This window comes from Rhodococcus sp. SORGH_AS_0301 (assembly GCF_030818285.1).
In the GTDB taxonomy this organism is placed as follows: domain Bacteria; phylum Actinomycetota; class Actinomycetes; order Mycobacteriales; family Mycobacteriaceae; genus Rhodococcoides.
The window spans coordinates 716,881-735,353 of record NZ_JAUTAC010000002.1; the positions used below are offsets into that span (position 1 = coordinate 716,881).

Below are 18,473 nucleotides of genomic sequence, written 5' to 3' on the forward strand. Positions count from 1 at the left end.
AGCACCGGCGGTCGTGCGGCTACTTCATGTCCTCCAGTTCCATGCCCTTCGTCTCGGGGATCTTGGACTTCACGAAGAAGAACGACAGGGCGGCGAAGAGTGCGAAGCCGCCGTAGACGATGGAGAGTCCGACCATCTCGGTGAGCGACGGGAACAGCAGCGAGATGACGAAGTTGGCCACCCAGTTCGCGGCCGTACCGATGCCGAGAGCCATGGCGCGCATACGGTTCGGGAACATCTCGCCGAGCAGGACCCACATGATCGGTCCCCACGTCGACGCGAAGAAGATCACGAACAGGTTCGCTCCGATCAGCGCCACGACGCCCCAGGGATCGGGCAGGGAGACCTCGTCGCCGGTGCCGATCTGCTGGGAGAACGCGATCGCCGCCATGAGGAGACCGACGAACATACCGATGGAGCCGGCCATGAGCAGGTTGCGCCGACCCACCCGGTCGACGAAGAGAATGGCCACGAACGTCATGGCCACGTTGATCACGGAGGTGATGACCGACGTGGTGAAGGACTGACTCTCGGTGAAGCCCACCGACTTCCACAGTGTGGTGGAGTAGTAGAAGATCGCGTTGATACCGACGAACTGCTGCAGGACGGCCATGATGATGCCGACCCACACCAGCGGCTGCAGACCGAAGCGCGGACCGCGGATGTCGGCGAACGACGAGCGCTGCTCCTTGCGCAGAGTCAGGCGGATCTCGTGGATGCGCTCGTTGGGGTGCTTCTCGCCGGTGATGTTCGCGAGAATCTGCGCGGCCTCCTCGTCGAGGTGCTTGCCCACGAGGTAACGCGGCGACTCGGGGATGAGCAACGCGAGGACGCCGTAGACGACGGCCGGGATCACGCCGACGATGAACATCCATCGCCAGGCCTCGAGGCCGAGCCACAGGTCGTTGGACGCACCGTCCGCACGATCCGCCAGCACGGCGTCCGAGAGCAGTGCGGCGAAGATGCCGATGGTGATGGCCAGCTGCTGCAGCGACGCGAGGCTGCCGCGCATCCGGGCCGGCGAGATCTCCGCGATGTACGCGGGGGCGATCACCGACGCGATGCCGATGCCGAGACCGCCGAGCACACGCCACAGCATCAGGTCGGGAACGCTGAAGGCCAGACCCGAGCCGACCGACGAGATGATGAAGAGTGCGGACCCGAGCAGCATCACCTTCTTGCGTCCCCACCGGTCGGCCAGTCCGCCGGCGAACCAGGCGCCCGCCGCGCACCCGAGCAGGGCGATCGCGACGGTGAAGCCGGTGAGGAACTCGCCGAGGGCGAATCTGCCCTGGATGGAGTCGACGGCGCCGTTGATGACGGAACTGTCGAAACCGAAGAGGAAGCCGCCGACGGCGGCCGCAATGGTCACGCCGATGACTTTGGCCGTGTGATTGGCCGATGCCTGTGTGGTCATCCTTGTCCACCTACATGTCGGCCACCGGCCGCGCCGGTCGATGGCGGAGGAGTTTCGCTTGGTTCGGACCCTACGCCCGGCGCGACCGCTGTGGAGCGGCGACCTGACGGCAGTTTGAGCAGCGCCGGAACGGTGAATCCCGCCGGTCATGAAGAAGACTCTGCGACGCACCGGCGACGCCTCCGCCGACGTCGCGTGGGAGCGGTACATGGACCTGTCGCTCTGGTCGACGTGGGCACCGCAGATCATGGGGGTCGACGCGTCCACCGACCGTCTCGCCGCCGGCACGACCGGCACGGTGCGCGGGCCCCTCGGCGTGCGGGTGTCCTTCGAGGTCCACTCCGTGGACGAGGCCGCACGGGTGTGGTCGTGGCGCGCGTGGATCGGCGCTCCGAGTGCCGGGCTCACCCTGGAACACGGTGTCGACAGCGCGGGGTCGGGCTCGTCGACGTGGTTGGTCGTGGACGGTCTGGCACCGCTCGTCCTCGGCTACTCTCCAGCGGCCCTGTTCGCGCTCGGTCGACTGGTGACAGCGTGACGACCATCGGGGTCCGATCCCCGCACTCCCTGTAACGTCGGTCCTCGTGGGGGCAACCGAGAGCAGCCATGTCGTCTCGTCGCGCGACGGTGAGATCCGCGGCTACGGGCACGGCGACGTGGTCAGTTGGAAGGGCATCCCGTTCGCGGCGCCACCCGTGGCGGAGCACCGATTCCGCGCACCACGCCCACCGGAGCCGTGGGACGGTGTCCGCGACGGCAGGACCTTCGGTGCGATGGCACCGCAGGGCCGCGACGGCCCGATTCCCATGGACTCGTCCATCCCGATGGACGAGGACTGCCTGACTCTCAACGTCTGGGCCCCGACACCGGACGGCATCTCCCGTCCGGTGATGGTGTGGATCCACGGCGGCGCCTACGTCCTGGGATCATCTGCGCAACGGATCTACAACGGGCGCAACCTGTCCCGCCTCGGTGAGGTGGTGGTGGTGACCGTCAACTACCGGGTGGGAGCGCTGGGGTGGTTGGACCTGTCGTCGTTCGACACCGACGGCAGCGTCTTCGAGACCAATCTCGGGCTCCGCGACCAGATCGCGGCGCTCACGTGGGTGCGCGACTGCATCGCCGCGTTCGGCGGCGACCCGACCAACGTCACCGTCTTCGGTGAGTCGTCCGGTGGCGCGTCGGTGACCACTCTCATGACGTCACCGCACGCGGAAGGTCTGTTCCACAAGGCGATCGCCCAGAGTTCCCCGGCCACCTCGGTGTACGGCCCGGAACGCGCGCGCACCGTCGCGCAGCGATTCCTCGAACTCGTCGATCTGCCCGCGGAGCGTGCCGAGGAGCTGCGGACGATGCCGGTGGAGAGGTTGGTCGACGCAGCCGAGAAGCTGGTCTACGAGGTTCCCGAGAAGGTGCCCGGCACATTGGGATTCGCACCCGTCGTCGACGGTGACGTGGTGCCCCGGTATCCGGTGGCCGCGTTCCAGAAGGGCTTCTCGCACGACGTCCCGCTCATCATCGGGTCGAATCACGACGAGGCATCGGTGTTCCGCCTGATGAAGTCGCCGTTGATGCCCGTCACCTCGGACACGGTGAGCACGATGTTCGAGGCGATCGCCGTCGATCATCCCGATCTCTCACCGGCTCGTATCGCCGACATCCTCTCCGCGTACCCGGATCTGCCGAAGAGTGCGGGCGCGCTGGCCCTCTCGCGCGCGACGCAGGGTTCCGGATGCCGAGCCTGTGGATCGCGGAGGCCCATTGCCGACGAGCGCCGACGTTCGTCTACCGCTTCGATCACGCGACACCCGTGCTGCGTGCGGCGCGTATCGGCGCCGGTCACGCCACCGAGTTGCCGTACGTCTTCGGCAATTTCGGGACCTTCGACCGGGACCCGACCTTCTGGCTGGGTGGGCGCAAGGCAGCGCAGCAGGTCTCCCGGCGAATTCAGCGACGCTGGGTGGCGTTCGCGTGGCACGGGGTTCCTGCTGCGCTGGACGGGTCGAAGCACTGGGCGCCCTACGACGAGCGTCGTCGCACTCTCGTCATCGACGGGCGTGATGCTCTGGTCGAGGATCCGGACCGTGAGCTGCGCGAGATCTGGGGCGAGAAGGTGCTCGGCTTCAGCTGAGGTTCGTCAGGCCTTGCTGTAGGTGAGGCAGTTCGCGGTGTCCGACGACTCGCCGGCGCCGATGCGGACCGCTGCCGCGCTGCACTCGAGGTTGTCGTTGAACGAGCAGTCGACGCGCTGGCACGCACCGACCTGGGTGGAGACGGTGTCGAGACCGCCCTTGGTGCTCAAGGGAATGAACGTGCCGCAATCGGCCGTTCCGTTCGAGCCTCCGACATTGATGGCGAATGCGTGGCATCCGTCGTGGTTGTACGAACAGGCGCTGACACTGCACTCACTGACGCGGGGCATTTCGAGGGAAGTCATGACGATGACGGTAATACGCGAAAAGCGTCTCCACCAGCAAGGTCAGGCTGACCTAGATATGGTCACCCTTTCTACAACAATGATGTTTCCTATTCTTTCGGGTCACGGATCGATGACGAATTCGTCGACGACGTAACGATCGGTCTGTTCGCTCGGATGGACCGATCATGAGACGAACACTTCTCGCGACCCTGGCCGTCACCGTGCTGTTCGCGAGCGGGTGCTCCGACTCCGGCCAGGGCTCCGCGGCGCCACCTCCTCCGACCACCACCACGACCTCGACAGCGGTGGGTCCGGCACCGGGTACGGAACCCGCGTCGTCGGCCGCGCCGGAACCGTCGACCGCGTGTGTGGAGGACTCCGTCGTGGCGGCGGGCATCGAATCGCTGCCACAGTTCTTCGGCAGTGGTTGGCGGCTCGTCCGCCAGGGCGATCCCTGCGCGACGCTGTCGTGGGCGCTCGCGGCGCTCGACGGGGGCACGGGGTCGAGTCCGTGGACCGTCTTGTTCTTCCACGACGACACCTATCTCGGTACCGCCACCGCGTTGCCGTACTCGTTCACCGACGTCGCCTCGCAGACCGACGACACGGTCACGGTGTCGTACGGGTGGCTCCGGGAGGGTGAGTCCACCTCGCAGCAGTCCGGCGGACCCGGGTTAGTCCGCTACACCTGGAACGGATCGTCCGTGGTGATGCTGGACGACCTGCCGCAGGAGGTGGTGGACGGCAACAGGCAGACCCCTGCGGATCCGTGCCTGGACGACGACGTGATCGACGCGGCGATCGCCTCGCTGCCGACGTTCTCCGGCAGCGGGTGGACGCTCGCCGGTCAGGGCGATGCCTGCAGCACGCTGGCATGGGCGCTGGCCGTGCCCGACGGTGCGACCGGTTCGAGCCCCACGACGGTGCTGTTCTTCCACGACGGCGCGTATCTCGGAACGGCGACCGCCCGTCCGTACGCGTTCACCGACATCGATCCGTATGCGCAGCTGGACGACACGGTGACGGTGTCGTACCGATGGCTCAGGGACGGAGAAGCGACCGCGGAGGTCTCCGGCGGACCGGCGCTGGTCCGTTATCGCTGGAACGGCTCGTCGGTGGACATGCTCGACTCCCTGCCTCCCGAGGTGGCGAACGGCTGAATTCCACCGGTGGACGACCCGGCCGATCGGGTGCAGGATCACCGGTACGGGGCCGACGCGGAGGTGTCATGTCATGACTGTCGTTCGAGCAGCACTGGTTCAGACCACCTGGACCGGCGACAAGGAATCGATGATCCAGGCCCACGAGGAGTACGCCCGCCAGGCAGCCGAGCAGGGCGCGCAGGTGATCTGTTTTCAGGAACTGTTCTACGGCCCCTATTTCTGCCAGGTGCAGGACGCGTCCTTCTACGACTACGCCGAATCGGTTCCCGGACCCACCGTCGAGCGTTTCCAGTCTCTCGCGAAGGAACTCGGCATGGTGATGGTGCTGCCGGTCTACGAGAAGGGACAGCCAGGCATTCTGTACAACACCGCTGCCGTGGTGGACGCGGACGGCACGTACCTGGGCAAGTACCGCAAGCACCACATTCCGCACCTGAACGGCTTCTGGGAGAAGTTCTACTTCCGCCCCGGCAACCTGGGCTGGCCCGTGTTCGACACCGCCGTCGGCAAGGTGGGGGTCTACATCTGTTACGACCGCCATTTCCCGGAGGGCTGGCGCGCACTCGGACTGGCCGGTGCGGAGATCGTGTTCAATCCGTCCGCCACCTCGCGAGGCCTGTCGAACTACCTGTGGAAGCTCGAGCAACCGGCGTCGGCCGTGGCCAACGAGTACTACATCGGCGCAATCAACCGAGTGGGAGTCGAGGAGTTGGGCGACAACGACTTCTACGGTACGAGCTACTTCGTCGATCCCGAGGGGAAGTTCGTCGGCGACGTCGCCTCGGACAGCGCGGCCGAAGTGATCGTCCGCGATCTGGACCTGTCGCTCATCGCGACCGTCCGCGATCGGTGGGCTTTCTACCGCGATCGCAGACCCGACGCCTACGGTCCCCTGGTGACACCGTGACGACCACGTTCGTCCACGGGGGCATCGTCGTCTCGCCGACGGGGTCGCAGCCCCTGGACGTCCTGATCGACGGTGAGACGATCGTCGCAGTGCTGCAACCGGGTTCGACGCTGCTGGGCGCCGACCTCGCGTCGTCGAGCGACGTCGTGGTCGACGCGACCGGGAAGTACGTGATCCCCGGAGGGGTCGACGGCCACACCCACATGGAGATGCCGTTCGGCGGCACCTTCGCCTCCGACTCGTTCGAGACGGGGACGCGCGCTGCCGCGTGGGGCGGAACCACCACCATCGTCGACTTCGCCATCCAGAACCCCGGGATGCGTGTGCAGGACACCCTCGCCACGTGGCACGACAAGGCCGCCGGTTCGTGCGCCGTCGACTACGGCTTCCATCAGATCATCGGAGACGTCGACAGCGACTCGTTGAAGGCCATGAGCGCGTTGGTCTCCGAAGGTGTCACCAGCTTCAAGTTGTTCATGGCCTATCCCGGCGTCTTCTACTCGGACGACGGGAAGATCCTGCGGGCGATGCAGACTGCCGCCGAGACCGGCGCGCTGCTGATGATGCACGCGGAGAACGGCATCGCCATCGACGTCCTGGTCGAGCAGTCGATCGCACGCGGTGACACGGCGCCGTACTTCCACGGCACGTCCCGGCCGTGGCAGCTCGAGGAAGAAGCAACGCATCGCGCGATCATGCTGGCCGACGTGACAGGAGCGCCGCTGTACGTGGTCCACGTGTCGGCGAAACAGGCGCTCGAGCAGATCGCGACGGCACGAGGCAAGGGGCAGAACGTCTTCGCCGAGACGTGTCCGCAGTATCTGTACCTCTCGCTCGAGGAGCAACTCGGTGCGCCGGGCTTCGAGGGTGCGAAGTGGGTGTGCTCGACCCCGCTCCGGTCCCGTGCCGAGGGGCACCAGGACGAGCTGTGGCGGTACCTCCGCACGGGCGACGTCTCGACGGTCGGCACCGATCACTGTCCCTTCTGCATGAAGGACCAGAAGGAGATGGGAATCGGCGACTTCTCCAAGATGCCCAACGGAATCGGGTCGGTCGAACATCGGATGGACCTGATGTACCAGGGTGTGGTGTCGGGGAAGATCACGCTCGAGAAGTGGGTCGAGGTGTGCTGCACGACGCCGGCCCGCATGTTCGGGATGTACCCGCGCAAGGGCATCGTGTCGCCCGGTGCCGACGCGGATCTGGTGGTCTACGACCCGAACGGCCGCACCACCATCGGAGTCGAGACACACCACATGAGAATGGACTATTCCGCCTACGAGGGCATGACCGTGGACGGCCACGTCGACACGGTGATCTCCCGCGGAACCGTCGTCGTCGACCGCGGCGAGTACCTGGGCCGCGCCGGGCACGGCCGTTTCGTGCGCCGCGACCTGTCCCAGAATCTGGTGTGAAGGATGGACTTCGGAGTGGTGCTGCAGTGCACCCCACCCAGTTCGCGGGTGGTCGAACTCGCTCGCATCGCCGAGACGCACGGCTTCTCCCACGTGTGGACCTTCGATTCACACCTGCTGTGGCAGGAGCCCTACGTCATCCACAGTCAGATCCTCGCGAGCACCCGCACGGTGGTCGTCGGACCGATGGTGACCAACCCGTCGACGCGGGACGTCACGGTGACGGCATCGACGTTCGCCACACTCAACGAGATGTACGGCAACCGCACCGTGTGCGGGATCGGCCGCGGCGACTCCGCGGTGCGCACTCTGGGTGGGAAGCCCACCACGATCGCGCGGCTCGCCGAGTCGGTGGAGATCATCCGCGAACTCGGCAACGGGCGGTCCGCCCGCATCGGCGAGACCACCGTGCGGCTGCCGTGGGCGTCGCGGTCCGAGCTCGAGGTGTGGATCGCCGGATACGGCCCGCGGGCACTGGAACTCACCGGGCAGGTCGCCGACGGGTTCATCCTGCAACTCGCTGATCCCGACATCGTCGAGTGGACCGTGGCCACCGTCCGCGACGCCGCCGAGAAGGCGGGGCGCGACCCCGATGCCGTGACCATCTGCGTCGCCGCCCCCGCCTATGTCACCGACGGTTCCGCGGCCGCCGCCGCGCATGCCCGTGATCAGTGCCGGTGGTTCGGCGGCATGGTGGGAAACCACGTCGCGGACATCGTGTCCCGCTACGGAGCGACCTCCGGTGTCCCGGCCGCTCTCACGGACTACATCGCCGGCCGCCAGGGGTACGACTACAACCAACACGGCAGAGCCGGCAACACGCACGCCGACTTCGTGCCCGACGAGATCGTCGACCGGTTCTGCATCCTGGGCTCGCCCGAGCAGCACGTGCAGCGACTCCGGCAGCTCGAGTCGCTCGGTGTGGACCAGTTCGCGGTCTACCTCCAACACGATGCGAAGACCGCGACGCTGGATGCCTACGGCGAGTCGGTTCTTCCTGCCATGATGACGTCAGAGGTGGCGACGGAATCCGGAATCGCCCGATAACGGAGGTGGTACATGACCGACCATGTCTTCTATTCCTGGTCCGCGCAGGCGGAGCTGAACCCGGTCACCATCACCGGGGCGTCCGGGTCCTACTTCTGGGACGACCAGGGCAGGAAGTACCTCGACTTCTCCTCGCAGCTGGTCAACGTCAACATCGGGCACCAGCACCCCGACATCGTGGCGGCGATCGTCGAGCAGGCCGGTGTGCTCACCACCATCTCCCCGACGGTCGCGAACGACAAGCGCAGCGAACTCGCTCGACTGGTCGCCGAGCGCGCTCCCGGTGACCTGAACCGCGTCTTCTTCACCACGGGCGGGGCCGAGGCCGTCGAGCACGCCGTGCGGTTCGCTCGCCAGCACACCGGGAGGACCAAGATGCTGGCCGCGTACCGGTCGTACCACGGCGGCACCGGTGTGGCCATCGGTCTGACGGGAGAGCCGCGCCGGTGGGGAACCGAGCCGACCAACGTCGACGTCGTCCGGTTCTTCGGGCCTTATCCCTATCGGTCACCCTGGAATTCGACCGGCCCCGAGGAGGAGACGGCCGCGGCGCTGGCCCACCTCGAGATGGTCATCACGCTGGAGGGACCGCAGAACATCGCGGGGCTCATTCTCGAGTCGGTGGTCGGCACCAACGGCGTACTGGTCCCGCCGCCGGGGTATCTGGCCGGTGTCCGCGAACTCTGCACTCGCTACGGCATCGTGTACATCGCCGACGAGGTGATGGTGGGCTTCGGCCGGACCGGGCACTGGTTCGCGTGCCAGGCGTGGGGCGTCGAGCCCGATCTGATCACCTTCGCGAAGGGTGTGAACTCCGGCTACGTCCCGCTCGGCGGAGTGGTGATCTCCGAGGAGATCGCGCAGCGGTACGACCACACGCCGTATCCGGGAGGTCTGACCTACTCGGGCCACGTGCTCGGCTGCGCCGCCGGTATCGCGTCGATCCGGGTGTTCGAGCGCGACGACATCTTGGGCCACGTCCGCGCCGTGGGGGAGGACGTCCTCGGGCCGGGGCTCACCAAGCTGGGTGAGGCGCATCCGAGTGTGGGTGACGTGCGGGGCATGGGGTTCTTCTGGGCCGTCGAACTGGTGACGGACAAGGGCACCCGCGAGCCGCTGACACCGTTCAACGCCACCGGCGCCGCCGCAGCTCCCATGGCGGCCGTCACGAAGGCGGCCAAGGAGCGCGGGCTGTGGCCGTTCGTGGCGGGCAATCGGCTGCAGATCGCGCCGCCGCTCGTCACGACGGAGGAGGACATCCGTCGCGGACTCGAGATCCTCGACGAGGTGCTCGAGGTCGCCGACGGGTACACCCGGAACTAGAGCACGGCACCGGGATTCAGAATGCCCGCGGGATCGAGGGCGTGCTTGATGCGCCGGGTCAGCTCCATGACGTCCTCACCCACCTGATCCGGCAACCACGCCTTCTTGAGCCGGCCGACACCGTGTTCCCCGGTGATGGTGCCGCCCAACGAGATCGCGAGCGTCATGATCTCGCCGAATGCCTGGTGCGCACGCTCCTCCATGTCCGCGTCCTCGGGGTCGAACACGATCAGCGGGTGCGTGTTCCCGTCGCCCGCATGGGCGATGACGGCGACGACGACGCCGCGGGCATCGGCGATCTTCGCGATTCCCTGCACCAGGTCCGCGAGTGCGGGCAGCGGAACTCCGACGTCCTCGAGCAGGAGGGATCCGGTGCGTTCGACGGCGGGGATGGCGAAGCGCCGGGCTGCGGCGAACGCTTCGCCCTCGTCGGGATCGTCGGTCACGAACACCTCGTCGGCGCCGGCGGCCGTGCACGCCGCGGCCATGGTCTCGGTCTCCTCGGTGCGGTGCGCGCCGGGTGAGTCGGAGCGGGCGATGAGCATCGCTGCCGCCGTGCGGTCGAGGCCCATCTTCATGGCGTCCTCCACGGCGTTGATCGACGTGGAGTCCATGAACTCGAGCATGGCGGGCCGCAGCGAGCGGGTGATCGCCAGAATGGCGTCGGTCGCGTCGGACAGGCGGGTGAAGGTGGCCACGACCGTGCTCGCGGGTGGCTGAGCCGGGATCAGTCGCAGCGTCACTTCGGTGATGATGCCGAGGACGCCCTCGCTGCCGACGAAGAGTTTGGTCAGCGACAGGCCGGCCGAGTCCTTCAGACGCGGGCCGCCCAGGTTCACGACGGTGCCGTCGGCGAGGACCACTTCGAGTCCGAGGATGTAGTCGGTGGTCACGCCGTACTTGACACAGCAGAGGCCGCCGGCGTTCGTCGCGGCGTTGCCGCCGATCGAACACATCTCGAACGACGACGGATCCGGTGGGTACCACAGGCCGTGTTCGGCCGCAGCGGCCTTGACCTCGACGTTGAGCAGACCGGGTTGGACCACGGCCGTCCGCGTCACCGGGTCGACGGTGACGGCGCGCATCGCCTCGGTCGTCAGCACGATGCCGCCGTCGACGGCGGTCGCACCACCGGACAGACCGGATCCCGCGCCGCGCGGCACCACCGGGACGGAATGCTCGGTGGCCCACAGCATGACGGCGCGGACGTCGGCCGTGCTGGTGGCGCGCACGACGGCGAGGGGAGTGCCGGCGTTCGGATCACGGGCCCAGTCCTGGCGATAGCCGGCGGTGATGTCCGGATCGGTCACCACGATGGCGGCTCCGACCGCGTCTGTCAGGGACGTCACGAGATCGTCGATGATGCTCACCTTCCTCGACCGGCGGGTCCTACGTCTCGACGCTACCCCCAGCCCCGCCCGTGACCTCGCCGGAATGACGAGACACGGTGCGGGACAGTGGGAGACCGCGTCGAACGGTGGCCGGGTCGACATCCGGCCTGTGTTCACATCAGTCACACGAGCAACTCTGTTACCAGATCGTGCCCCGATGGGTGCCGACAAGAGCACGTCGGAGGATTAGCGTCCGGATGACGGAGATCGGCACGTGGGCCGAGACCGAGGGGGCGAGAAGGAGGCACTCATGGCACCGTCACACGACATCACACGGTCGGCATCTGCACCATCGACGACAGCGTCGCGCAGACCGACGAAGAACACCCCGTTCGAGTGCGCGGCGGCGCTGTTCTCCTACGACTTCGTCTCCGGCGGCGTCGACTACGACACCCTCGAGTCGCTTCATCGTGGCGAGGTGACCGAGTGGACGTCGGCGCTACGACGCTCGGGACTGTTCACCGATGCCGAGATGGACGCCCTCGCCGCCCAGTGGTCCGAACGTCCGGGCCTGCTGCTCGATGCGTTGCTCCGTGACGCCGACGAGATGACCGTGCGGCGTTGCCGGCTCGCGTGGTCGGCGATGGACCGGCTCGCGCCGTTCCAGATGCCCATCGCGCACAGCGGCTGACAGTCAGATCACCGCGGCATCGCCGCCGTCGACGACGTAGACCTGGTCGTCGGTGAGCGTGCGGTACGGCGTTCCCGCCGCGTCGCACGCCGTGGCCATCGCGGCCGACGCTCCGTCGGGATCCAGAGTGTCCGACGCCCAGTGCGGCACGAGCACGTCGTCGATGATTCCCAGGCCGGTCCACAGCACGTCCTCGCCCGTGGTCGGCTCCACCTCGCCAGGCGGGTCGGCGTACTCCACGCCCCGCAGCGTCGGACTCAGGACGCAGGCTCCGGCGCTGTACCCGCCGTACACGAGGGAATCCTCCGCAAGTAGTCGAGCGATCGCCTCGTCGGCACCGGACGAGGCCATCCTGCGCCGGAGCACGAAGGTGTTCCCACCGCGGACCCACACGGCGGGGAAGGCAGACAGGACGTCGTGCGCCGTGCTCGGCATCAACTCGCGAAGGTCGACCTCGACAGGGAGGAAACCCGCCGAGCGCAGGAGGGTGAACTCACTGGTGACCGCGGACGCGCGCGCGGCGTCGGGCCAGGAGTCCGCCGCGTTGGCGATGACGGCGATGCGGCCGGGTGGTCCGGTCAGTTCGAGGAACCGGTCACGGGCGAGCCCGAATCGGTAGGACGCGAGGAACAGGCGCATGGCGGGAGCGTAGGTCAGTACGCACGCGTCGGGTGTGCAGACGTGGTTAGTGTCGGGTGCATGTCGCTGCACAAGATGATCGATGATCCGTCCCGCGTCATCGTCGACGCCTGCCGCGCCGCCGCCCGGCGCAGCGCCGACCTCCGCTTCGTCGAACGGCCCGGATACTTCACGCGCCGCGGCCGCACGACGGACGGGCGCGTGGCCGTGATGTCGGGCGGTGGTTCCGGCCACGAACCGCTCCACTCCGGCTTCGTCGGCGCCGGGATGTTGGACGCGGCGGTGCCGGGGTCTGTGTTCACGAGCCCGAACGCGCTGCAGATCGAGGCGGCGACGCGGGCCGTCGAGGCCGGCGCCGGCGTGATCCACGTGGTCAAGAACTACACCGGCGACGTCATCAACTTCCGCATCGCGGCCGATCTGTGTGCTGCCGACGGCATCACGGTCGAGACGGTGCTCGTGGCCGACGACGTCGCGTCCGAGAGCGAGGACGGGCCCGGCCGACGCGGAACCGCCGCGACGGTGGCCGTCGAGAAGATCTGCGGCGCCGCCGCTGCTCGCGGCGACGACCTCGCCTCCGTCGCCGCGCTGGGGCGGCGGGTCGCCGAGGGCGCTCGCAGCATGGCGGTGGCCTTCCGTCCGTGCACGGTTCCGGGCGCGTCGTCCCCGTCCTTCGAGCTCGGCGACGACGAGGTCGAACTCGGTGTCGGTATCCACGGCGAGCGCGGCACCGCGCGCGTCGCGACGCTCACCGCCACCGAGATCGCCGAGGCGCTGCTCGGACCCGTGGCCGATTCGCTGGGACTGTCCGGCGGCGAGGACGTCGTGCTCATCGTCAACGGACTCGGCGCGACCCATCCGCTCGAACTCGACATCGTCTTCGGTGCCGCGCTGCGGTATCTCGAGGGGCGCGGCATCACCGTCCGACGCACGCTCGTCGGGAGCCTCGTGACGGCGTTCGACATGGCGGGGGTGTCGTTGACCGCCGTCCGCTGCGACGACGAGATCCTCGGCTTGTGGGACGCCCCGACCGAGGCGCCCGCGTGGCCCCGCTCGCCGGCGCAGGACCTGCACGACGACGCCGTGGACGACACGGACGCGGCAGCGGCGTCGGAGCTTCCCGGCGGCGCGGCCGACCCGTTCGTCACCACCTGGGTCTCGTCGTTCGTCGAGCGTGTCCGGTCGTCGATCGACGAGCTCACCGACCTCGATCGCCGAGCCGGTGACGGCGACTTCGGAGTCAACATGCAGATCGGTCTGGCCGACTTCGCGGTGGACGAGAGTGCCTCGCCCGCAGCGGTGTTCGAGATCCTGGCTCGTGGATTCCTCGGCAATGCGGGCGGAACGTCCGGCGCTCTCTTCGGTGCGTTCTTCCACCGGGTCTCGGTCGCCCTCGACGGTCCCGGGGCGAGCACCGCGAGCATCGCCGCGGGAGTGGCCGACGGACTGGCCGCCATCACCGATCTCGGCGGTGCGCAGCCGGGGGACAAGACCATGGTGGACGCGCTGGACCCGGCGTCACGAGCTCTGGGGGACGCCGGATCGGTCGAGCTCTCGGCGGCCCTCGCCGCGGCTGCCGAGGCTGCGACGCGCGGTGCCGAGTCCACGACGGACACCGTCGCCCAGCGTGGCCGCGCCAGCTACATCGGCGACGCGGCGCGCGGCGTCATCGACCCCGGTGCTCTCGTGGTCTCCTGGTTCTTCGCCGCCGCCTGAGCGGCTGCATCGGACCTCAGGAGGCGAGTGCGGCCCGAATTGCCCGGGCGGTCGCCTCGGGCTCGCTCTGACGCCGCGTGATCATGCCGGCGACGAAGCGGATGCGATCGCCGTGGTGGCGAGGTACGACATGCAGGTGCGAGTGGAACACGGTCTGGAAGGCGGCGCGTCCGTCGTTCATGGCGAGGTTGACCCCGTCCGCCGCCAGGGTGCTGCGGCGCATCGCGCCGGCCAGGGCCTGGCCGGCGGCGAAGACCTGCCCACCCACGACCGGGTCGAGTGTCTCGAGCCCCGAGGAGTGCACCTTGGGAACCACCAGGGTGTGCCCGCGGGTGACGGGCCGGATGTCGAGGAACGCGAGCACCGAGTCGGTCTCGTGGACGATCGTCGCGGGGGCGCGGCGGGCGACGATGTCGCAGAACACGCACTCGGTCATCGCTGCTGCTCCGTGACGGCGGCGACGAGTGCAGGCAGGGAGTCGGCCGCGGTCGCCCGCCAGACGTGGTGGGCCATGTCGGAGACCGCGGTCTCGTCCGGGTTGATCTCGATGACGACGGCGCCCGCGCTGCGAGCCTGAGCGGGAAGCCCCGCGAAGGGGTAGACCACGCCGGACGTTCCCACGACCAGGACGGCGTCGGCGGCCTCGACGGACGCCGCGACCGCTGCCCACTCCGCTTCCGGGAGCGGCTCGCCGAACCACACGACACCGGGGCGGACCGGACTCCCGCAGAGACCGCACGCAGGCGGCGCGATGCGTTCCGCGCCGTCCTCGACGTCGTCGACCGGTCCCTCGAAAGGCTCCTCGCAGATCGAGCACCGCACCGCGGTCAGTGTGCCGTGGACGTGGGCCAGCACGGTGGACCCGGCGCGCTCGTGCAGGTCGTCGACGTTCTGCGTGGCGATCTCGACGGTCCGCTGCGGTGCGGACCTCTGCCACTGCGCGAGGGCCACATGACCGGCGTTCGGGCTCGAGGCGGCCACGAGCTGCGCTCGTCGGCGGTACCAGGCCCACACCAGATCCGGATCGCGGACGAACGCGTCGGGGCTGGCCAGCTCCTCCGGGGAGTACCGCTCCCACAGCCCGGTCTGCGCGTCGCGGAACGTCGGCACGCCCGACTGCGCGGACATCCCGGCCCCGGTGAGCACGGCGACGCGGGACGCGGACCGGACGGCCTCCAGCACGGGCTGCGGAACGTCGGATGCGGGGTCGGCACTGTCGGTGATCATGAAGCGAGTGTGCCAAGTCGCACCGACACACTCGGTCCGTTATGACCTCCGCCTCACATTCGACCTCGACGCTCGGTATGTCTGTGTCGTGCGTTACCTTGCGGTGGGCCCACCCGGCCGACTCCAGGACCTCTCACGCGGGCGAACATGAGCCACCGTCGACGAGGTCGTTCTCGGAACCGACGACAGTCGGCGGCAGTGCAGCTCCGCGGGACGCGGACGTGCCGCCATTCACAGGAAGTACAGCTGGTGGAAGATTCTCGAGAAGCAGGGACGCTGGTCGGCGTCGTGCGTGAGACGAACGAGGGGGAGCGCCGGGTGGCGCTGGTCCCCAAGGTGGTCGCCGCGCTGACGGGCAAGGGTGTGCGCGTGGTGGTGGAGGCGGGTGCCGGTCTGGGCGCTCTGATCCCCGATCAGCTGTACGTCGACGCCGGTGCGAGCATCGGCGATCCGTACAGCGCCGACGTGGTGGTCAAGGTGGCGCCGCCGTCGTCTGCGGAGGTGCGCAAGCTGCGCCGCGGATCGACGCTCATCGGCTTCCTCGCGCCGCGCAACGCGGACACGATCATTCCGGAGTTGACCGCCGCGGGTGTGCAGGCCTTCGCGGTGGAAGCAATCCCGCGGATTTCTCGCGCGCAGGTCATGGACGCGTTGTCCTCGCAGGCCAACGTCGCCGGCTACAAGGCGGTGCTGCTCGCGGCGTCGGAGTCGACGCGGTTCTTCCCGATGCTGACCACCGCGGCGGGCACCGTGAAGCCGGCGACGGTGCTGGTACTCGGTGTGGGTGTGGCGGGGCTGCAGGCGTTGGCGACGGCGAAGCGTCTCGGTGGCCGCGCCACCGGGTACGACGTGCGTCCCGAGGTCGCCGATCAGGTGCGGTCGGTCGGCGCGCAGTGGCTGGATCTGGGGATCGACGCCGCCGGTGAGGGCGGCTACGCCCGTGAGCTCACCGAGGACGAGCGTGCCCAGCAGCAGGCGGCGCTGGAGAAGGCGATCTCGACGTTCGACGTCGTCATCACCACCGCTCTGGTGCCGGGTCGTCCGGCGCCGAAGTTGGTCACCGCGGCGGCTGCCGCGGGGATGCGACCGGGCAGTGTCGTGGTGGACCTCGCGGGGGAGACCGGTGGCAACTGCGAGCTCACCGAGCCGGGTCGCACGGTGGTGAAGAACGACGTCATCATCGCCTCGCCGCTGAATCTGCCGGCGACGATGCCCGAGCACGCGAGTGAGCTGTACTCCAAGAACATCTCGGCGCTGATCGAACTGATGCTCGACGATGCCGGTGCCCTCGCCCCCGATTTCACCGACGAGGTCCTCGCGAAGTCGTGCGTGACGCGCACGGCCGACACCACCGTGAAGGCGGACGCCTGATGTACACACCGTTGCTCGCGAACATCGCGATCCTGGTCCTGGCCGGGTTCGTCGGTTTCGCTGTCATCTCCAAGGTGCCGAACACGCTGCACACGCCGCTGATGTCGGGTACCAACGCCATCCACGGCATCGTCGTGCTCGGCGCCCTCATCGTGCTGGGCCGGCTGCCCGAGGACGCGCCGTGGGGCGTGCGGATCATCGCGTTCGTCGCGTTGATCTTCGGCACGCTCAACGTCGTCGGTGGGTTCCTGGTCACCGACCGCATGCTCGGCATGTTCAAGGGCAAGAAGGCGCCCGCTGCTGTGTCGACGGCAACCGGCGAGAAGGGTGCTGATTCCTGATGAACAATCTCGTCAACATCCTCTACATCGTCGCGTTCGCGATGTTCATCTACGGCCTGATGGGTCTGACCGGTCCGAAGACGGCGGTGCGCGGCAACTGGATCGCCGCTGTCGGTATGGGCATCGCCGTGGTGGCGACTCTGATCGAGGTCCGCGACACGGCGGCGATCAACTGGATCCTCATCGCCGCCGGTCTGGCGATCGGTGTCCTGCTGGGTGTCCCGCCGGCCAAGCGCACGAAGATGACGGCGATGCCGCAGCTGGTGGCGCTGTTCAACGGCGTGGGCGGCGGCACGGTCGCGTTGATCGCCTGGTCGGAGTTCATCGAGACCGACGGTTTCTCCGCGTTCCAGCACGGTGAAGAGCCGACGGTGCACATCGTCATCGGGTCACTGTTCGCGGCGGTCATCGGGTCGGTGTCGTTCTGGGGTTCGCTGGTGGCGTTCCTGAAGCTGCAGGAGCTGCTGAACAAGAAGGTCGAGAAGGCGTTCGTGAAGAACGCCCGCATCTTCCAGCTCACCAACATCGTGTTGCTGCTCCTCGCGGTGGCGGTGTCGGTCTACATCGGTCTGCGCGCCACCCCGGGTGAGGGCACCTCGCAGTGGTGGATCGTGCTGGTGCTCGTCGCGGCGGCGCTGATGGGCCTGTTCGTGGTGTTCCCGATCGGCGGCGCGGACATGCCGGTGGTGATCTCGCTGCTGAACGCGTTGACGGGTCTGTCGGCTGCGGCGGCGGGGTTGGCGCTGAACAACACCGCGATGATCGTGGCGGGCATGATCGTCGGCGCGTCCGGCACCATCCTCACGAATCTGATGGCGACGGCAATGAACCGGTCGATCCCGGCGATCGTGTTCGGGTCCTTCGGTGGCGGCGGCGCGTCCGCGGTCGGTGGCCCCGACGATGCCGGCGGCACGGTGAAATCCACCTCGGCGGCGGACGCGGCGATCCAGATGGCGTACGCCTCGCAGGTGATCGTGGTCCCTGGCTACGGTCTCGCGGTCGCGCAGGCCCAGCACGCGGTCAAGGACATGGCGTCGATCCTCGAGTCCAAGGGCGTGGAGGTGAAGTACGCGATCCATCCGGTGGCCGGGCGCATGCCGGGTCACATGAACGTGCTGCTCGCCGAGGCGGACGTGGAGTACGAGGCGATGAAGGAGATGGACGACATCAACGGGGAGTTCTCCCGCACCGATGTCACCCTGGTCATCGGCGCGAACGACGTCACCAACCCGGCGGCGCGCAACGATCCGAGTTCGCCGATCCACGGGATGCCGATTCTGAACGTGGACGAGTCGCGGTCGGTGATCGTGCTCAAGCGGTCGATGAGCTCCGGGTACGCCGGTATCGACAATCCGCTGTTCACGGCGGACCGCACGTCGATGCTCTTCGGCGACGCGAAGAAATCCGTCAACGCCGTCATCGAGGAACTCAAAGCCCTCTAGGTGTACCCGGCCCTGATGCCCCGC

The 18,473-nt window shown here is 68.1% G+C and carries 17 protein-coding genes and 1 pseudogene; 12 read left to right on the forward strand and 6 right to left on the reverse strand.

Annotation, left to right across the window (positions count from 1 at the left end; genetic code table 11):
* Positions 1 to 19: 19 nt before the first annotated feature.
* Positions 20 to 1,417, reverse strand: a complete 1,398-nt coding sequence (locus QE397_RS03965) for a sugar porter family MFS transporter (RefSeq protein ID WP_027504958.1) — start codon at positions 1,415 to 1,417, stop codon at positions 20 to 22.
* Positions 1,418 to 1,565: 148 nt separating this feature from the next.
* Between QE397_RS03965 and QE397_RS03970 the strand changes: the two genes are divergently transcribed.
* Together QE397_RS03970 and QE397_RS03975 are read left to right on the forward strand one after the other, a co-directional pair.
* On the forward strand, positions 1,566 to 1,955 hold the full coding sequence (locus QE397_RS03970) for an SRPBCC family protein (RefSeq protein ID WP_222632754.1): 390 nt from the start codon (positions 1,566 to 1,568) through the stop codon (positions 1,953 to 1,955).
* Positions 1,956 to 2,001: 46 nt separating this feature from the next.
* A pseudogene (locus tag QE397_RS03975) lies at positions 2,002 to 3,548 on the forward strand (carboxylesterase/lipase family protein).
* Positions 3,549 to 3,554: 6 nt separating this feature from the next.
* Here QE397_RS03975 and QE397_RS03980 read toward each other — a convergent pair.
* The gene (locus QE397_RS03980) at positions 3,555 to 3,854 is read right to left on the reverse strand and encodes a DUF1540 domain-containing protein (protein WP_027504961.1); all 300 of its coding nucleotides are present in this window, start codon (positions 3,852 to 3,854) and stop codon (positions 3,555 to 3,557) included.
* A gap of 167 nt (positions 3,855 to 4,021) precedes the next feature.
* Here QE397_RS03980 and QE397_RS03985 point away from each other — a divergent pair, with 167 nt between their 5' ends.
* The 5 genes from QE397_RS03985 (at position 4,022) to QE397_RS04005 (ending at position 9,691) form a co-directional block, all read left to right on the forward strand.
* Entirely contained in the window at positions 4,022 to 4,996 is a 975-nt protein-coding gene (locus QE397_RS03985) for an LppP/LprE family lipoprotein (protein WP_307091906.1), read from the forward strand.
* A 73-nt stretch (positions 4,997 to 5,069) separates the two neighbouring features.
* Complete coding sequence (locus QE397_RS03990) at positions 5,070 to 5,906, forward strand: nitrilase-related carbon-nitrogen hydrolase (protein ID WP_307091907.1); 837 nt, start codon at positions 5,070 to 5,072, stop codon at positions 5,904 to 5,906.
* A complete protein-coding gene (gene hydA, locus QE397_RS03995; RefSeq protein ID WP_307091908.1) occupies positions 5,903 to 7,321 on the forward strand; it encodes a dihydropyrimidinase in 1,419 nt (472 codons plus the stop codon). Before QE397_RS03990 ends, hydA begins: the two co-directional genes overlap by 4 nt.
* 3 nt (positions 7,322 to 7,324) lie before the next feature.
* A complete protein-coding gene (locus tag QE397_RS04000) occupies positions 7,325 to 8,368 on the forward strand; it encodes a TIGR03842 family LLM class F420-dependent oxidoreductase (protein ID WP_056448430.1) in 1,044 nt (347 codons plus the stop codon).
* Between the two features lie 12 nt (positions 8,369 to 8,380).
* Entirely contained in the window at positions 8,381 to 9,691 is a 1,311-nt protein-coding gene (locus tag QE397_RS04005) for an aspartate aminotransferase family protein (RefSeq protein ID WP_307091910.1), read from the forward strand.
* Here QE397_RS04005 and QE397_RS04010 read toward each other — a convergent pair.
* Positions 9,688 to 11,061, reverse strand: coding sequence for an FAD-binding oxidoreductase (locus QE397_RS04010; RefSeq protein WP_204868670.1), 1,374 nt, complete (start codon positions 11,059 to 11,061; stop codon positions 9,688 to 9,690). The genes QE397_RS04005 and QE397_RS04010 overlap by 4 nt on opposite strands.
* A gap of 271 nt (positions 11,062 to 11,332) precedes the next feature.
* Between QE397_RS04010 and QE397_RS04015 the strand changes: the two genes are divergently transcribed.
* Positions 11,333 to 11,713: a hypothetical protein gene (locus QE397_RS04015; protein ID WP_231476246.1), complete on the forward strand. Its 381-nt coding sequence runs from the start codon at positions 11,333 to 11,335 to the stop codon at positions 11,711 to 11,713.
* Between the two features lie 3 nt (positions 11,714 to 11,716).
* On the opposite strand, the gene QE397_RS04020 is transcribed toward QE397_RS04015, so the two are convergent.
* Positions 11,717 to 12,352 carry a Type 1 glutamine amidotransferase-like domain-containing protein gene (locus QE397_RS04020; protein WP_307091913.1) on the reverse strand — a complete coding sequence of 212 codons (636 nt, stop codon included), beginning with the start codon at positions 12,350 to 12,352 and terminating at the stop codon, positions 11,717 to 11,719.
* Between the two features lie 60 nt (positions 12,353 to 12,412).
* Between QE397_RS04020 and dhaL the strand changes: the two genes are divergently transcribed.
* A complete protein-coding gene (dhaL, locus tag QE397_RS04025; RefSeq protein WP_307091916.1) occupies positions 12,413 to 14,068 on the forward strand; it encodes a dihydroxyacetone kinase subunit DhaL in 1,656 nt (551 codons plus the stop codon).
* 16 nt (positions 14,069 to 14,084) lie between these two features.
* Here the strand turns inward: dhaL and QE397_RS04030 are convergent, their stop codons facing one another.
* Together QE397_RS04030 and QE397_RS04035 are read right to left on the reverse strand one after the other, a co-directional pair.
* Positions 14,085 to 14,504: an HIT family protein gene (locus tag QE397_RS04030; protein WP_027504969.1), complete on the reverse strand. Its 420-nt coding sequence runs from the start codon at positions 14,502 to 14,504 to the stop codon at positions 14,085 to 14,087.
* Positions 14,501 to 15,295 (reverse strand): NAD-dependent deacylase, encoded by a 795-nt coding sequence (locus tag QE397_RS04035; RefSeq protein ID WP_307091919.1) that lies wholly within the window; start codon positions 15,293 to 15,295, stop codon positions 14,501 to 14,503. The genes QE397_RS04030 and QE397_RS04035 overlap by 4 nt, the downstream gene beginning before the upstream one ends.
* 249 nt (positions 15,296 to 15,544) lie before the next feature.
* On the opposite strand from QE397_RS04035, the gene QE397_RS04040 reads away from it, so the two are divergent.
* From QE397_RS04040 to QE397_RS04050, 3 genes are read left to right on the forward strand one after another with little or no spacing between them, the layout of a single operon-like run.
* Complete coding sequence (locus tag QE397_RS04040) at positions 15,545 to 16,666, forward strand: NAD(P) transhydrogenase subunit alpha (RefSeq protein WP_056448439.1); 1,122 nt, start codon at positions 15,545 to 15,547, stop codon at positions 16,664 to 16,666.
* The gene (locus QE397_RS04045; protein ID WP_056448442.1) at positions 16,666 to 17,007 is read left to right on the forward strand and encodes an NAD(P) transhydrogenase subunit alpha; all 342 of its coding nucleotides are present in this window, start codon (positions 16,666 to 16,668) and stop codon (positions 17,005 to 17,007) included. The genes QE397_RS04040 and QE397_RS04045 overlap by 1 nt, the downstream gene beginning before the upstream one ends.
* Positions 17,007 to 18,449, forward strand: coding sequence for an NAD(P)(+) transhydrogenase (Re/Si-specific) subunit beta (locus QE397_RS04050; RefSeq protein WP_307091923.1), 1,443 nt, complete (start codon positions 17,007 to 17,009; stop codon positions 18,447 to 18,449). Before QE397_RS04045 ends, QE397_RS04050 begins: the two co-directional genes overlap by 1 nt.
* Positions 18,450 to 18,473 lie beyond the last annotated feature (24 nt).

Coding starts and splice junctions, on each gene's coding strand:
- QE397_RS03990 (WP_307091907.1), top strand. CDS start 5,070: ATGACTGTCGTTCGAGCAGCACTGGTTCAGACCACCTGGACCGGCGAC.
- QE397_RS04030 (WP_027504969.1), bottom strand. CDS start 14,504: ATGACCGAGTGCGTGTTCTGCGACATCGTCGCCCGCCGCGCCCCCGCG.
- QE397_RS04000 (WP_056448430.1), top strand. CDS start 7,325: ATGGACTTCGGAGTGGTGCTGCAGTGCACCCCACCCAGTTCGCGGGTG.
- QE397_RS04015 (WP_231476246.1), top strand. CDS start 11,333: ATGGCACCGTCACACGACATCACACGGTCGGCATCTGCACCATCGACG.
- QE397_RS03965 (WP_027504958.1), bottom strand. CDS start 1,417: ATGACCACACAGGCATCGGCCAATCACACGGCCAAAGTCATCGGCGTG.
- QE397_RS04035 (WP_307091919.1), bottom strand. CDS start 15,295: ATGATCACCGACAGTGCCGACCCCGCATCCGACGTTCCGCAGCCCGTG.
- QE397_RS03970 (WP_222632754.1), top strand. CDS start 1,566: ATGAAGAAGACTCTGCGACGCACCGGCGACGCCTCCGCCGACGTCGCG.
- QE397_RS03985 (WP_307091906.1), top strand. CDS start 4,022: ATGAGACGAACACTTCTCGCGACCCTGGCCGTCACCGTGCTGTTCGCG.
- QE397_RS04005 (WP_307091910.1), top strand. CDS start 8,381: ATGACCGACCATGTCTTCTATTCCTGGTCCGCGCAGGCGGAGCTGAAC.
- QE397_RS04045 (WP_056448442.1), top strand. CDS start 16,666: ATGTACACACCGTTGCTCGCGAACATCGCGATCCTGGTCCTGGCCGGG.
- QE397_RS03980 (WP_027504961.1), bottom strand. CDS start 3,854: ATGACTTCCCTCGAAATGCCCCGCGTCAGTGAGTGCAGTGTCAGCGCC.
- dhaL (WP_307091916.1), top strand. CDS start 12,413: ATGTCGCTGCACAAGATGATCGATGATCCGTCCCGCGTCATCGTCGAC.
- QE397_RS04050 (WP_307091923.1), top strand. CDS start 17,007: ATGAACAATCTCGTCAACATCCTCTACATCGTCGCGTTCGCGATGTTC.
- QE397_RS04020 (WP_307091913.1), bottom strand. CDS start 12,352: ATGCGCCTGTTCCTCGCGTCCTACCGATTCGGGCTCGCCCGTGACCGG.